This window comes from Flavonifractor porci (genome assembly GCF_037572415.1).
Classification (GTDB): Bacteria; Bacillota; Clostridia; order Oscillospirales; family Oscillospiraceae; genus Flavonifractor; species Flavonifractor porci.
In genome coordinates, this window is record NZ_JBBHLB010000012.1 from 81,552 (window position 1) to 94,901 (window position 13,350).

General features: G+C 59.7%; 12 protein-coding genes. 8 read left to right on the forward strand and 4 right to left on the reverse strand.

All coding sequences use genetic code 11. The features are described 5' to 3' along the window. Positions 1-11 precede the first annotated feature (11 nt). Positions 12-893, forward strand: coding sequence for a 4-(cytidine 5'-diphospho)-2-C-methyl-D-erythritol kinase (gene ispE / locus WHJ28_RS11490; RefSeq protein ID WP_340042257.1), 882 nt, complete (start codon positions 12-14; stop codon positions 891-893). 54 nt (positions 894-947) lie between these two features. Then, positions 948-1,580: a stage II sporulation protein R gene (gene spoIIR / locus WHJ28_RS11495; protein ID WP_340042258.1), complete on the forward strand. Its 633-nt coding sequence runs from the start codon at positions 948-950 to the stop codon at positions 1,578-1,580. 47 nt (positions 1,581-1,627) lie between these two features. Here the strand turns inward: spoIIR and WHJ28_RS11500 are convergent, their stop codons facing one another. Further along, entirely contained in the window at positions 1,628-2,944 is a 1,317-nt protein-coding gene (locus WHJ28_RS11500; protein ID WP_340042259.1) for a sodium-dependent transporter, read from the reverse strand. Next, a complete protein-coding gene (locus tag WHJ28_RS11505; RefSeq protein ID WP_340042260.1) occupies positions 2,945-3,505 on the reverse strand; it encodes a GNAT family N-acetyltransferase in 561 nt (186 codons plus the stop codon). A 224-nt stretch (positions 3,506-3,729) separates the two neighbouring features. Between WHJ28_RS11505 and WHJ28_RS11510 the strand changes: the two genes are divergently transcribed. Then, positions 3,730-6,162 (forward strand): ATP-dependent helicase, encoded by a 2,433-nt coding sequence (locus WHJ28_RS11510; protein WP_340042261.1) that lies wholly within the window; start codon positions 3,730-3,732, stop codon positions 6,160-6,162. A 36-nt stretch (positions 6,163-6,198) separates the two neighbouring features. On the opposite strand, the gene WHJ28_RS11515 is transcribed toward WHJ28_RS11510, so the two are convergent. Continuing rightward, a complete protein-coding gene (locus tag WHJ28_RS11515) occupies positions 6,199-6,831 on the reverse strand; it encodes an HAD family hydrolase (RefSeq protein WP_340042262.1) in 633 nt (210 codons plus the stop codon). Continuing rightward, positions 6,828-7,412: a DNA-3-methyladenine glycosylase gene (locus tag WHJ28_RS11520; RefSeq protein WP_340042263.1), complete on the reverse strand. Its 585-nt coding sequence runs from the start codon at positions 7,410-7,412 to the stop codon at positions 6,828-6,830. The genes WHJ28_RS11515 and WHJ28_RS11520 overlap by 4 nt, the downstream gene beginning before the upstream one ends. A gap of 63 nt (positions 7,413-7,475) precedes the next feature. On the opposite strand from WHJ28_RS11520, the gene WHJ28_RS11525 reads away from it, so the two are divergent. The 5 genes from WHJ28_RS11525 to WHJ28_RS11545 all read left to right on the forward strand — a co-directional run bounded on the left by WHJ28_RS11525 (position 7,476) and on the right by WHJ28_RS11545 (position 12,906). Next, positions 7,476-8,375 (forward strand): DMT family transporter, encoded by a 900-nt coding sequence (locus WHJ28_RS11525; protein WP_340042264.1) that lies wholly within the window; start codon positions 7,476-7,478, stop codon positions 8,373-8,375. 159 nt (positions 8,376-8,534) lie between these two features. After that, positions 8,535-10,802, forward strand: a complete 2,268-nt coding sequence (locus WHJ28_RS11530; RefSeq protein WP_340042265.1) for a DNA internalization-related competence protein ComEC/Rec2 — start codon at positions 8,535-8,537, stop codon at positions 10,800-10,802. Positions 10,803-10,814: 12 nt separating this feature from the next. After that, positions 10,815-11,852 carry a DNA polymerase III subunit delta gene (holA, locus tag WHJ28_RS11535; protein ID WP_340042266.1) on the forward strand — a complete coding sequence of 346 codons (1,038 nt, stop codon included), beginning with the start codon at positions 10,815-10,817 and terminating at the stop codon, positions 11,850-11,852. A gap of 5 nt (positions 11,853-11,857) precedes the next feature. Then, entirely contained in the window at positions 11,858-12,283 is a 426-nt protein-coding gene (locus WHJ28_RS11540) for a toxin-antitoxin system antitoxin subunit (RefSeq protein WP_340042267.1), read from the forward strand. Between the two features lie 2 nt (positions 12,284-12,285). Further along, positions 12,286-12,906 (forward strand): ribonuclease M5, encoded by a 621-nt coding sequence (locus WHJ28_RS11545; protein ID WP_340042268.1) that lies wholly within the window; start codon positions 12,286-12,288, stop codon positions 12,904-12,906. Positions 12,907-13,350 lie beyond the last annotated feature (444 nt).

Genomic DNA, 13,350 nt, shown 5'->3' on the forward strand with positions numbered 1-13,350 from the left:
GGAGGAGTCTCATGGCAGTCCTGGAGGTCAAGGCCTATGCCAAACTGAATCTGTCCCTGGATGTGCTGGGGAAACGCCCCGATGGCTATCACGATATGCGCATGGTGATGCAGACGGTAGGCCTTACCGACACTCTCCGTCTGGAGACCGGTACCGGGCAGCCTCTGCGCATGGAGAGCAACCTGGGCTTTTTGCCGGCGGACGAGAGCAATCTGGCCGCCGCCGCCGCCCTGCGGCTGTGCGAAGCGGCGGGGGTGGACCACGGCGGGCTGTCCATCAAGCTGGACAAGACCATCCCGGTGTGTGCCGGCATGGCGGGCGGCAGCGCCGACGCCGCCGCCGTGCTCCGGGGGCTGAACAAGCTGCTGGGCCTGGGCCTCTCCGGGGAGCGTCTGGAGGAGATCGGAGCCCTGGTGGGCTCTGATGTGCCTTACTGCGTCCGGGGAACCACCGCCCTGGCGGAGGGCAGGGGAGAGGTGCTCACCGATCTGCCCCCTCTGCCGTCCTGTCTGGTGGTGCTGTGCAAGCCGACGTTTTCAGTGTCCACGCCGGAGCTGTTCCGTACGTTGGACGGCTGCCGGATTCGCCGGCGGCCCGATACCGCCGGATTGATTGCGGCGCTGAAGGGCGGCGATCTGCCCGGAGTAGCCCGGCGGATGTATAACGTCTTTGAGGACGCTCTGCCCAGCCGCCGTGCTCAGGAGATCGATTCCATCAAAAATGTCATGATCCAGCATGGAGCCCTGGGCTCCTCCATGAGCGGCACCGGCCCCACTGTGTTTGGCCTCTTTGATGATGAGGAACGGGCCCAAAGCGCTTTTAATGCGCTGAAGGAGCAGTACCAGGAGACGTTTCTGGCCCAGACTGTGGAAAATCTACTGGAACAGGTATAAAATCGAAAATCACCGTCCACAATGGAGACAAACCAATGTGGACGGTGATTTTTTATGAAACAGAGCAAGACCCTGCGGCGATGGGAATTGGCTCTTTTGCTGGGTGTGGCCATTGCGGCTCTGGCAGGGGTCTGGCTGGACCGGAGTCAGGCGGCCCTGTCCGACCAGGTGATCCGGCTGCACGTGCTGGCCAACTCCGACTCGGAGGCTGACCAGGCCCTGAAGCTGAAAGTGCGGGACCGGGTGCTGGGCGCGGCATCTGATTACTTTGTGCCTGGTGCCACCTTGGAAGAGACCAGAGAGGTCCTGACAGAGCATTTGGCCGACATAGCAGCCGCCGGAGCAGCTCAGGTGGCCGAGGAGGGGTACCAGTATCCGGTGACGGTCTCCCTGGAGGACAACTACTGGTTTCCCACCAAGCAGTACACAGACTTTGCCCTGCCCGCCGGAGAGTATACTGCCTTGCGGGTGGTGATCGGCGAAGGAGAGGGCCAGAACTGGTGGTGCGTGGTATTTCCGCCTCTGTGCCTGGGCTCGGTTAGCCAGACGGCCGCCCAGACAGCCCTCAGCGACGGCTTTACTCAGGACCAGGTGTCTCTCATCACCGGAGAGGATGAGGGATATGTAGTAAAGTTCAAGGCCATTGAGCTGTGGGAAGGCTTCCAGCACTGGATCACAGGCAGATAAAAAACAGGCCCGGCTTTATAGCTGGGCCTGTTTTTTGTGTGTGGAAATCAGCCGATGCCGCCGTAGTAGATACCCAGAGCCCATACCGCCGCCGCCACCAGTACGTAGAAACGGGCGGTGACGGTAAAGAATTTGCCGGGACGGCCCTTTCCACCCAGAGCCAGCTCGTCCTTGATGGTGTCCATCCGCAGGACAAAGTAGAGGAACACAGCTACCAGCAGAGCGCCGAAGGGGGAGACATAGATGGTGATCAGGTCCATCCAGCTGCCCATGCCGGCCAGGGACTCCCGGAACAGGCCGGGCACAAAGGTCACCACACCCACGATCAGGGTGGCGGTCCGCCGGGAAAGCTTGACGGTGGAACTGAGAGCCTCGCCGCAGGCCTCCAGCATATTCATGAGGGAGGTAATGCCGGCAAAAAATACAGACACGAAGAAGAACAGGGCGAAGATCTGCCCGCCGGGCATTTGCCCAAAGACCTGGGGCAGGGTGACGAACATGAGAGAGGGGCCGCTGGTGGGGTCGATGCCGAAGGCAAAGACGGCGGGGATGATGGCAAAGCCCGCCAGCAGAGCGGCCAGGGTGTCCAGCAGGGCGGTCATGCCCGCATGGCGCAGGATGCTCTCGTCCTTCTTCATGTAGCTGCCGTAGATCAGCATACCGGCGCCGTTGATGGACAGGGAGAAGAAGGCCTGTCCCATGGCCATGACCCAGGTTTCCGGCTTGAGCAGGTAGCTCCAGTCGGGCTGGAGCAGGTAGAGGTAGCCCTCCGCCGCACCGGGAAGGAAGGCCACACGGACGGCGATAATGAGAAACAGAATAAAGAAGGCGGGCATCATGAACTTGCTCAGCTTCTCAATGCCGGAGGCAACGCCAAAAATCAGAATGACCACCGTAAAGACCACCGCGATCAGATGCCAGGGAATGGAGCCAAAGTTCACAGCCAGCGTGTCAAAGAAGCCCTGTGCATCGCTGTTCAGGATCGCGCCGGTGGCAGCCCCGATGGAATACCGCAGGACCCAGCCCACCACCACCGAGTAGCCGATGGCGATGCCCAGCACGCCCAACAGAGGAATGATACCCAGCAGTTTGCCGCCCTTCTTGCCCCGGGATTTCATGACATAATCCAGAGAGCCCATGGCGCCGGTGCCGGTGAGCCGGCCCAGGGCAAACTCGCCGGACAGGCCCACATAGCTGAACAGGGCCACAAAGATGAAATAGGGGACCAGGAAGGCGCCGCCGCCGTACTGTCCCACCCGATAGGGGAAAAGCCAGATGTTGCCCATGCCAACGGCAGAACCTACCGCCGCCAGGACAAAGCCCAGGGAACTGGTAAACTTACCCCCGGATTTGTTGTGTTCCATTCAGAGATCCTCCTCTTCATTTCTGCGTACCATGTGGATGTGGTCCTCCCATACCCCGTTGATTTTGAGGTAGCGTTTGGCCAGTCCCTCCTCCTCAAAGCCGGCTCTGGCTGCCGCCCGGCGGGAGGGAAGATTGCGGGGCATGATGTTCGCCTCCACCCGGTGAAGTCCCAGGTTGTGGAAACCCCACTCGGTCAGAGCGGAGATGGCCTCGGCGCCGTAACCCTGTCCCCAGAGAGTGTGATCCAGCTTGTAGGAGATGAAGCAGGACTGGAAAGCCCCGCGCACGATCTCGTTGAGCCCGGCCAGCCCGATGATTTTACCGGGATGCCGGGGCTGGACCAGCAGGAAGCGGAAACAGCGGCCCGCCTCTGCCTGCTCCAGGTCAAAGGACAGACGCTCCGCCTGACCCTCTGCCGTAAAGAATTCCTCGGGCTGGACTGGGTCAAAGGGGGCAAAAGCCGCCCGGTTCCGCCGGTAGAACGCTGCCGCCGGATCTGCCAGCGCCGGATCGCAGGCCAGAAATCCCAGCCTGGGGGAACGAAAAACAAAACGGCGCATCCCAATCCTCTCCCTTCCATACACTGCACGCGAGGCACATTATATCATATCCTGGGGACTTTTGCACTATAAAGTTATAGCACTTTAAAGAGTGTATCGCAGGAAAAAGAATCCCCGGGGGGTGGTTGACCTGGAAGCCGCTTTTCGATACAATAGAAGCACCAAAAAAGGGAGCCGTCCGTCTGTGGGCGGCTCTCCCATTGCCAAGGAGACAGGAAAACGCTATGTTGAATACCCAAGAGGAACTGCGCTTTTGCAAAGCCCGGCGGGCCGCCATTGAACTGGAGTTTGAAAATCTGAATCCGGAACAGCGGAAAGCCGCCCTGGCTACCGAAGGTCCCCTGCTGCTGCTGGCAGGAGCGGGCAGCGGAAAGACCACGGTGCTCATCCACCGTATTGCCAACCTGATGAAGTACGGCCGGGGCGCCGATTCCGACGAGGTGCCTGCCTGGGTGAGGCCGGAGGATCTGGCTTTTCTGGAAGATTACGTGGCTCATCCCGGTCCGGAGAAGAAGGGGGAGCAGGAACGGCTGTGCCGCATGGACCCGGCCGTGCCCTGGTCTATCCTTGCCATCACCTTTACCAATAAGGCCGCCGGGGAGTTGAAAGAGCGGCTGGAGCGGATGCTGGGCCCCGCCGCCAACGATGTGTGGGCCTCCACCTTCCACTCCGCCTGTGTGCGTATCCTGCGGCGGGACATCGACCGGCTGGGATTTACCAGTTCCTTCACCATTTATGACACCGCCGACTCCGAGCGGGTCATTAAGGATATTGTGAAGGACTTCAACCTGGACGACAAGACCTTCTCCGCCCGCACGGTGCTGGGCTACCTGTCCCGGGCCAAGGACGCTATGCTGTCCGGGGCGGACTATCTGACCCAGTGCGAGAAGGCGGGAGACTTCCGGCTGGTGAAGATGGCCAAGATCTATGTGGAGTACGAGCGGCGGCTGAAGGAAGCCAACGCCCTGGATTTCGATGACATCATTCTGGACACGGTGCGTCTGCTCCAGCGGTTTGAGGAGGTGCGGACCTACTACCAGAAGAAGTTCCGCTACGTCCTCATCGACGAGTATCAGGATACCAACAACCTGCAGTATCAGCTGGCCGCCACTCTGGCGGGAGGTTATGAGAACATCTGCGTGGTGGGCGACGATGACCAGTCCATTTACCGTTTCCGGGGCGCCACCATTGAAAACATTCTCTCCTTTGAGAATCAGTACAAGGGGGCCAGGGTAATCCGGCTGGAGCAGAACTACCGCTCCACCAAGAACATTCTGGAGGCCTCCAACGCGGTCATCAAGAACAACGAGGGCCGCAAGGGCAAAGAGCTGTGGACCCAGCACGAAGAGGGCGAGAAGATTCAGTGCTATACCGCCATGAACGAGCACGACGAGGCCCAGTATGTAGCGGCCCAGATCCTGGCGGGCTTTTCCGCCGGGCGGGGCTGGAGAGATCACGCGGTGCTCTACCGCATGAACGCCCAGTCCAACCAGATTGAGCAGGCTTTTAAGCGTAACGGTATTCCCTACCGCATCATCGGCGGCATCCGGTTCTTTGACCGTGCCGAGGTCAAGGATATGCTGGCCTACCTGAGCGCCGTGAACAACCCCGGCGACGATCTGCGGCTCTCCCGTATCATCAACAATCCGCCCCGGGGTATTGGCGCCACCACCGTGGACCGGGCTCAGAACATTGCCCAGACTGAGGGCAGATCCCTGTGGGAGGTCATCAGCCACGCCAAGGATTGGCCGGAGCTGCAGAAAGCGGCTCCCAAGCTGGGCCAGTTTGTGGAACTGATGGACGATCTGCGGAAGCTGTCCCGGGAGCTGCCTCTGCCCGCCTTCTACGAAGAGGTGGTGGAGCGCACCGGCTATGCCGTTATGCTGGAACAGAAAAAGACCATTGAGGACCGCACCCGACTGGAAAATGTGCGGGAGCTGGCCACCTCTATCCAGAATTACCTGGACAACGTAGTGGAGGAGCCCTCCCTGGCGGGCTTTTTGGATGAGATCGCCCTGTATACCGACCTGGACAGCCACGATCCCAGCGAGGACTGTGTGGTCATGATGACCATGCACTCCGCCAAGGGCCTGGAGTTCCCGGTGGTCTTTGTGATAGGCGTGGAAGAGGGCATCTTCCCTGGTATCCGTGCTATTGGCGAGCCGGATGAGATGGAGGAGGAGCGGCGGCTGTGCTACGTGGCTATGACCCGGGCCAAGGAAAAGCTGTATATGACCTGCGCCTCCCAGCGTATGCTCTTCGGCCGCACCAACTCCAACCGTCCCTCCCGGTTTTTGGGGGAGATCCCTCCGGAACTGGTGGAGAAGTCCGGCCGCCTGCCCTACGGCGAGCGGGGTGAGGGGGAGCGGCCTGCCCGCAAGACCACGCCGGTGCGCCGTACCTTCGACCACGGATTCTCCCTGGGCCATACGGCTCCGGCGGCCCAGCCCGCTGCGGCGCCTGCGGCAAGACAGGCCGCTCCGTCCGGCGGAGCCTTCCGCATGGGCGATACGGTGCGGCACAAGGCCTTTGGTCAGGGCCTGATCACCAAGGTGACCCCCATGGGCGGCGACGCTCTGGTGGAGATCGCCTTCGACAGCGTGGGCACTAAAAAGCTGATGCTGAAATCCGCTTCCCAGTATATGGACAAGGTATAAGAAAACCGGGCCGCCGGAAGGCGGCCCGGAGAAATGCTATGGCTGGAGCAATTCCGCAAAGCTGTAGATATACCGGTGGCAGAGGCTTTTCAGTTCTTCCTCGTACCGGGCATAGAAGGGGTCGTATACCCCCACTACGGTGAGCCCCGCCTTCTTGGCGGCGGCGCAGGCGCCGGGGGAGTCCTCATAGAGGGTACTCTCCTCCGGTGTGGATCCCAGCTCTTTCAGAACATGGGCAAAAGTGGCCGGGTCCTTCTTCAGCATACCCAGTTCCTGAACGAAGATGAGCTGGGAGAAGTAGTTCTCCATATGCAGCCGTTTGAGAGCCTCCCGGCAGAATTCGGGCACGCAGGCGGTAAGCAGGACCATGGTCTGCCCCTGCCTCCGGCACTGGTCCAGAAAAGCCAGGGCACCCTCCTTTGCGGGCACTTGGGACAGGTAGGCCTCCCGGCCCAGCTGGGTCCACTCGTCCATGATGGCCTGAGGCGTGGTGTCCAGGTGGTAGTAGTCGATGGTGAATTGGGCGGCCAGAGGGAAGATGGAGTGGCCTACCGTTTCGCTGTACTCCTGGGTGGGGGTCAGCCCCCGGCGGGCCAGGAAGGTGTTGTCCACCTCCTCCCACACGCCGTTGGAGTCCACCAGGGTGCCGTCAAAGTCAAACAGGATCATACATAAAACCTCCAGGGGAATTGAACGGCCTCCTCGGCGTAGTCGATGCCGATGCGGGGGCCGGTATGGATGACAGAGGGCGTTTCGCCCGCGTCACAGAGAAAAAGCTCCTGGCCGCACAGGTCCAGACCGTTTTGGGCCCGGGTAAGAGCCAGGGCCTTGCACACCTTGCCCGGTCCGTCCAGAAAGTGCTTCTTTTGATAGGAAGTCAGCTCTCCCGGCATCTTGCCGAAGCGGTTGAGGCTCATACGAGCCAACCCATCCACCGGTTCCAGACCTCGCAGCAGGACGGCGGCAGGCTCGCCTTCCGCCTCAGTTACGAAGTTGAGACAGTGGTACATTCCGTAGATCAGGTAGATATACGCGGTGCCCGGAGGGGCAAAGAGAGTCTCGGTCCGGGGGGTGCGGCGGTAGCCATAGGCGTGGCAGGCCTTGTCGCACCTGCCGATGTAGGCCTCGGTCTCTGTAATGCGCCCTACCAGCGTCTCCCCGTTCCATATCCGGACCAGGTGTTTTCCAAGCAGATCTCGGGCCACATCCAAGGTGTCCCGGGCAAAAAAGGTCCGATCCAGCGGTTTCATTTGGATGCCCCCCTTTGTTGGGATTACATTTTATTTTACCATAGGTAAAGGAGAGGTACAACCATGAGCCAAACCAATGAAAGCAGTGTCCTGGCCAAGTTCGCCACCCCGCTGATTATCCTCGCTACGATTATTTGGGGTAGTTCCTTTGTAGTGATGAAGAGCAGCGTGGATGTGCTGCCCACCTTCTGGCTGCTGGCCATTCGATTCAGTTTTGCCGCCCTTGTGCTGGCAGTGGTCTTTATCAAACGATGGAAGGTGATGGACCGCCACTACCTGATTGGCGGTACGGTGATGGGCTTCTGCCTGTTTGTGGCCTACGCGTTCCAGACCTACGGCCTGGAACAGACCACCCCCGGCAAAAACGCCTTTCTCACCGCGGTCTACTGCGTCATCGTCCCCTTCCTGTACTGGATTGTGGCCAAGCGCCGGCCGGACAAGTTCAATGTGATTGCCGCATTGCTGTGCATCATTGGCATCGGCCTGGTGTCGGTTACCGGCGACAATGCCTCCGCTTTCAATATGGGTGATGTACTTACCCTCATCGGCGGCTTCTTCTTTGCCGCCCATATCGTGGCTGTGTCCAAGTTCTCCGAGGGTCGGGATATCTTTATCCTGACCACCCTCCAGTTTGCCAGTTTTGCCGTGTTCTCCTGGATCGGCGTGCTGGTCACCGGAACCTCGGTAAGCCCCGAGGCGTTCAACGGCGATCTGATCTTTGGCCTTGCTTATCTGGTGATCTTTGCCTCCTGCGGCGCACTGCTTTTCCAGAATATCGGCCAGAAGTACACCGCCCCCTCCACCGCGGCGGTCCTCCTGTCTCTGGAGGCTCCCTTCGGCGTAATTTTCTCCATGATCTTTGCCAACGAGCAGCCTACCGCCCTGATGCTGGTGGGTTTTGCCCTGATCTTTGTGGGCGTGATCTGCTCCGAGACCAAGTTCTCCTTCCTGCGGAAGAAATAAGACCCAAATAGATAGACAGCCCCTGCCCTTCCAGGCGGGGGCTGTTCTCTATTTTTTGTGACTCCCTATGAGGTCATATCTTGCACTGCATGGCTCTGTTTGGTATCATGAAGAAGGTGATGACCATGTATGTTCAGTTCATCCTGGCTGAGATGCCCTATGCGTAAGCTGGCCTGGTTTGCCGCCGCCTTTTCCGGCGCGGTGTTTCTGGCGGTTTATCTGCTGCCGGAGGCCGTACTGATACCGGCGGGGGCGTGCTGTGGATTGGCGGCCCTGGCCGGACTGTTCCTTCGGGGCAAAGTCCGCCTGCGGACGCTGCTGATCTGCTTCGGTTTGGCGGCGGGCCTGTGCTGGACGGGGGTATACTGCGCTCTGGTACGGGTACCTGCGCTGCGGCTGAACGGCACAGAGACAACGGTTACAGCTCTGGTCACCGATTGGCCTCAGGAGAATAGTTACAGCACCTCTGTTATGGCAGAGGTCTATGGGAATGATGGAAGTCCGGCCAAGACCCTGCTCTACCTGAACGGGGAGGAGGCCGCGGACTTGCGGCCCGGCGACCGGTTGACAGTGACCGCCTCCTTCCGCATGGCGGACACTATGGCGGGGGAGGCCACCAGCTACTATTATGCCAAAGGGGTACTCCTCATCGGCAGCGGCGGCAAGGAATGGACGGCGGAACGGCCGGAACGGGCTCCGGTGGGCTGCTGGCCCGCCCTGTTCAGCGGGGCACTGAAGGACAGCGTGGACCGGGCCGTTCCGGACAGCACCGCGCCTTTGGTTACCGCGCTGCTGACGGGAGACAAGACGGAATTGCCTGAGGCGGTGTACAGCGCCCTGCGCCGGTCCGGACTGGCCCATGTGATCGCGGTCTCCGGCCTCCATGTCTCCTTCCTGGCCGGACTGATCACCACTCTACTGGGCCGCCGCAGGCGGCTGTCGGCGGTGGTGAGCATCTGCCTGCTCTTCTTTTTCAGCGCCGTGGCGGGCAACACCCCCTCGGTCCAGCGGGCGGCGTTGATGCAGGCCCTGCTCCTGATTGCCCCGCTGGTGGACCGGGAGAATGATCCGCCTACCAGCCTCAGCGCCGTGCTGATGATACTGCTGGCAGTCAATCCCTATGCTGCCGCCAGTGTATCGCTTCAGCTGTCCTTTGCCGCCGTGGCCGGTATCTTTCTGTTTACCGGGCCTTTGTGTGAGAAGTGGGAGGGCAGACTGCCCCGCAAGCCCAAGGGCTTCTGGCCCAGGCTGGGCTGCCGGGGGGCCCGGGTGATGATCGCCACTGTTGCCACCACGTTGGGGGCTATTGTGTTCACCACGCCTCTGATGGCCTTCTATTTTGGCAGTGTAACGCTCATCTCACCCTTTGCCAATCTGCTCTCTCTGTGGGCGGTGTCCGATGCCTTCCTGGGTGGACTGGTGACGGCGCTGGTGGGACTTGTGCTGCCTGCCGTGGCCACGGTGATGGCCTGGGTGGTTTCCCTGCCGGTATGGTATCTCCAGTGGCTCACCGCTGCCCTGGCGGGCCTGCCCTTTGCCTCGGTGGCTGTCCATTCCATCTATCTGATTCTGTGGATGGCTCTGACCTATGGACTTATCTTTCTGTGGGTGCTTTGGCGAGGCCCCAGAGGGCGGGTGGTGGTACCGTTGTGTCTCAGTATGTCCACCCTATGCGGCGCACTGGTCCTTCAGGCCGCCGCCCTCACCGGCGGAAGGCTCACCGTATCGGTGCTGGATGTGGGTCAGGGCCTCAGCGTAGCCCTCTATTCCCAGGGGCAGACCGCTCTGGTTGACTGCGGCGGCTACGACGCGGGAAATACCGCTGCGGATTACTTTCAGTCCCTGGGCCTGAGCCACATCGACTTGGTGATCCTCACCCACTATCACGACGACCACGCATCCGGAATTCCTCAACTACTGGAGCGGATGGACGTGGGACTGCTGATCCTGCCTGACGTGGAGCCGGACAGTACCCTGCGGGCAGAGGTGGAGACTGCCGCACAAGCCCATGGAGTGGAAATGCTCTTGATTACCGACGGGGCCACCGCCGAGCTTGGAGAGACGAGTCTAAAGATCTACCCGCCCCTGGGCGGCGGCGGCAGCAATGAAGAAGGTCTGTCGGTGTTGGGCAGCGCAGGGGACTTTGACGTTCTGATCACGGGGGATATGGATACCACGGTGGAGGCACGGCTGGTGAAATACGGAGACCTGCCGGACACAGAGCTGCTGGTAGCAGGCCACCACGGCTCCAAATACGCCTCGTCGGACGAATTGCTCCAGGCCATTCAGCCGGAATGGGCTGTTATATCAGTTGGATACAATACTTACGGTCACCCGGCGGCGGAGACTCTGGCCCGGCTGTCCCAGCACGGATGCCAGATCTACCGCACCGACTGGTCGGGGACCGTTACCATTACTGCGGAATAAGGAGAAGATACCATGCCGCCAAAGGGAAAACCGGATACTGCTGCCTATCAGAAGCTGAAACAGGATCTGAAAAGCGGCACACTGGGCAGCCTCTATGTGTTTCATGGCGAGGAGGCCTATCTGCGGGACTACTATCTGGGACAAATGAAGCAGAAATTGCTGCCTCCGGGAATGGAGGCCTTCAACTACCATGTGATCCAGGGTAAGGAGTTTGATTTGAAGGCTCTGGCCCAGACGGTGGACTGCCTACCCATGATGAGTCCCCGCACCATGATCGTAGTCAATGATTACGATCTCTTCAAGGGAGACAAGGAGGGCCTTACCGCCATTTTGAAGGATCTGCCCGACTATGTGTGCCTGGTCTTTGTGTATGACCTGATCGAATATAAATCAGATGCCCGTACCAAGCTGGCCGGTGTTATCAAGGAGAAGGGCAGTGTAGTGCCCTTTAACCGGCAGGAGCAGGGGGATCTGGTGGACTGGATCGCCCGGCGCTTCCGGGCCATGGACCATGATATCGGTACCGAGGACGCCAAGTATCTCATCTTCCTGTGTGGAGATCTGATGCACACTCTGATTTCGGAGATCGGCAAGATCGGCACCTATGCCTCCCATCGGCGGGTTACCCGACAGGATATCGACGCGGTGGCCACACCCCAGCTGGACGCGGTGGTGTTCCAGATGACTGATGCCATTTCCGCCGGCGATTTCGACAAGGCGGCCTCGGTGCTGGGGGACCTCTATCATATGCAGGAGCCTCCCATCAAGCTGCTGGCGGCCCTGGGCAAGCAGCTGCGGCAGCTTTATACGGCCCGGCTGGCCCTGGAACACAGGAAGGGAAGCCGCTATGTGATGGAGCTGTGGGGACTGCGCTCGGCTTATCCGGCGGAACGGATGATGCAGTCGGCCCGGCGGTTTTCTCTGGGCTGGTGTCGCCGGGCGGTGATCCGCTGTGGCGAGGTCGATCTGGCTATGAAATCCACCGGCGCGGATGGAGAAGAGCTGTTGACTGGCCTGCTGATGGAGCTGGCCGTAAAGAAAGGAGTCTGATGATCATGAAAAAGCGTGCGATCTTTGGTGTGGCGCTTGCCGCCGCCGGCGCAGCGGGGTGGTATCTGACCGCCAATCGCCGAAAGAATCAGATGGAGATCATCCGTGAGCAGGTCCGCAAGCTGCTGGCGGTGCGGAGAGACGAGCTGCAGCTTCTGCGGAAGGCGGCCCAGGCGGGGGAATTGCCTTCGGAGGGATTGAGTACCCAGCCGCTGAATGGCCTGGAGGTGGAGGCGGTCCGCCTGGAGGATGGGGCCCTGACGGTATGCCTCTGCAACGGTGCGGCACGGGCCTGGCTGTCCGATCAGCCACTAAATCGGCTGGATATCCATCAGCAGCCCTGGCGGGGCAGTGCCCGGCCCGGCGTTCTGTACACGGAAAACCTGGGTGATGGCTGGTACGTTGGATACGCCTGTCTGCACTGGAGCTGAGTATGCTGCGGATCAAAGAGGCTATCGTGGTAGAGGGGCGTTATGATAAGAATACCCTCTCTCAGATGGTGGATACCATTATTGTGGAGACCTCCGGCTTCGGTGTGTTTAAAAACAGTGAAAAACTGGCCCTGTTCCGCCGCTTGGCGGCGGAGCGGGGCCTCATCATCCTCACCGATCCGGATGGGGCTGGTTTTGTCATCCGCAATTTTCTCAAGGGCAGCATTCCGCCGGAACAGGTGAAACACGCCTATGTGCCTGATATCCTGGGCAAGGAGCGGCGGAAGCGCACGCCGGGAAAAGAGGGCAAGCTGGGCGTGGAAGGGATGCGTCCTCAAGTACTGGAACAGGCGCTCCGACGGGCGGGGGCTACCTTTCTGGAGGAAGATGCACCGCCGGTGCGGTGTGGACGAGCCATTACCAAGGCGGATCTGATGCTGTTGGGGTTGTCTGGAGGGGCTGGATCAGCCGAGCGCAGGCAGGCCTTGATGGAGCGGCTGGAGCTGCCGGGGCATCTGTCTCCCAATGCCATGCTGGAGGTACTGAATGCGCTTTTCTCCTATGAAGATCTGGCAGCCACTGTCCAAAAATCCGGTACGGAAAAAGAAAATGAAGAAAAGTGAAAAAAGGTGTTGACAAAAGGGGGTGTGAGTGGTATTCTATCTGAGCGCCTTGCGAGAGGGCATGAAAATCTGACCAGAACCGGAAGAAACCGAGGGGAACCCGGACGGCCTTCTGAAAAAAGATCAGAAAAAAGTGCTTGACAAACGCGAGTGTGCGTGGTAAACTAAATGAGTTCGCGTCGGACGGCGTGAACGAGCTTGAAAAAGAACCGAAACAAGCGGTTTGGGGCTAAAAAGCCCTGAAAAAACTTGAAAAAAGTTCTTGACAAGTGAAACTGAGTGTGCTAAAATAAATAGCACGTCAGCCCGAGTGGCTGGCAAGAGCGTGTACCTTGTAAATTAAACAACGTGAAAGAAACACGAAGCACCAGAAAGGACGAGAAGTCCTTCTGACAAGCGCAAGCTTGAAGAAGGCTCTTGATTTAATTTCTTTGAAGCTATGAA

Coding starts and splice junctions, on each gene's coding strand:
- ispE (WP_340042257.1), top strand. CDS start 12: ATGGCAGTCCTGGAGGTCAAGGCCTATGCCAAACTGAATCTGTCCCTG.
- spoIIR (WP_340042258.1), top strand. CDS start 948: ATGAAACAGAGCAAGACCCTGCGGCGATGGGAATTGGCTCTTTTGCTG.
- WHJ28_RS11500 (WP_340042259.1), bottom strand. CDS start 2,944: ATGGAACACAACAAATCCGGGGGTAAGTTTACCAGTTCCCTGGGCTTT.
- WHJ28_RS11505 (WP_340042260.1), bottom strand. CDS start 3,505: ATGCGCCGTTTTGTTTTTCGTTCCCCCAGGCTGGGATTTCTGGCCTGC.
- WHJ28_RS11510 (WP_340042261.1), top strand. CDS start 3,730: ATGTTGAATACCCAAGAGGAACTGCGCTTTTGCAAAGCCCGGCGGGCC.
- WHJ28_RS11515 (WP_340042262.1), bottom strand. CDS start 6,831: ATGATCCTGTTTGACTTTGACGGCACCCTGGTGGACTCCAACGGCGTG.
- WHJ28_RS11520 (WP_340042263.1), bottom strand. CDS start 7,412: ATGAAACCGCTGGATCGGACCTTTTTTGCCCGGGACACCTTGGATGTG.
- WHJ28_RS11525 (WP_340042264.1), top strand. CDS start 7,476: ATGAGCCAAACCAATGAAAGCAGTGTCCTGGCCAAGTTCGCCACCCCG.
- WHJ28_RS11530 (WP_340042265.1), top strand. CDS start 8,535: ATGCGTAAGCTGGCCTGGTTTGCCGCCGCCTTTTCCGGCGCGGTGTTT.
- holA (WP_340042266.1), top strand. CDS start 10,815: ATGCCGCCAAAGGGAAAACCGGATACTGCTGCCTATCAGAAGCTGAAA.
- WHJ28_RS11540 (WP_340042267.1), top strand. CDS start 11,858: ATGAAAAAGCGTGCGATCTTTGGTGTGGCGCTTGCCGCCGCCGGCGCA.
- WHJ28_RS11545 (WP_340042268.1), top strand. CDS start 12,286: ATGCTGCGGATCAAAGAGGCTATCGTGGTAGAGGGGCGTTATGATAAG.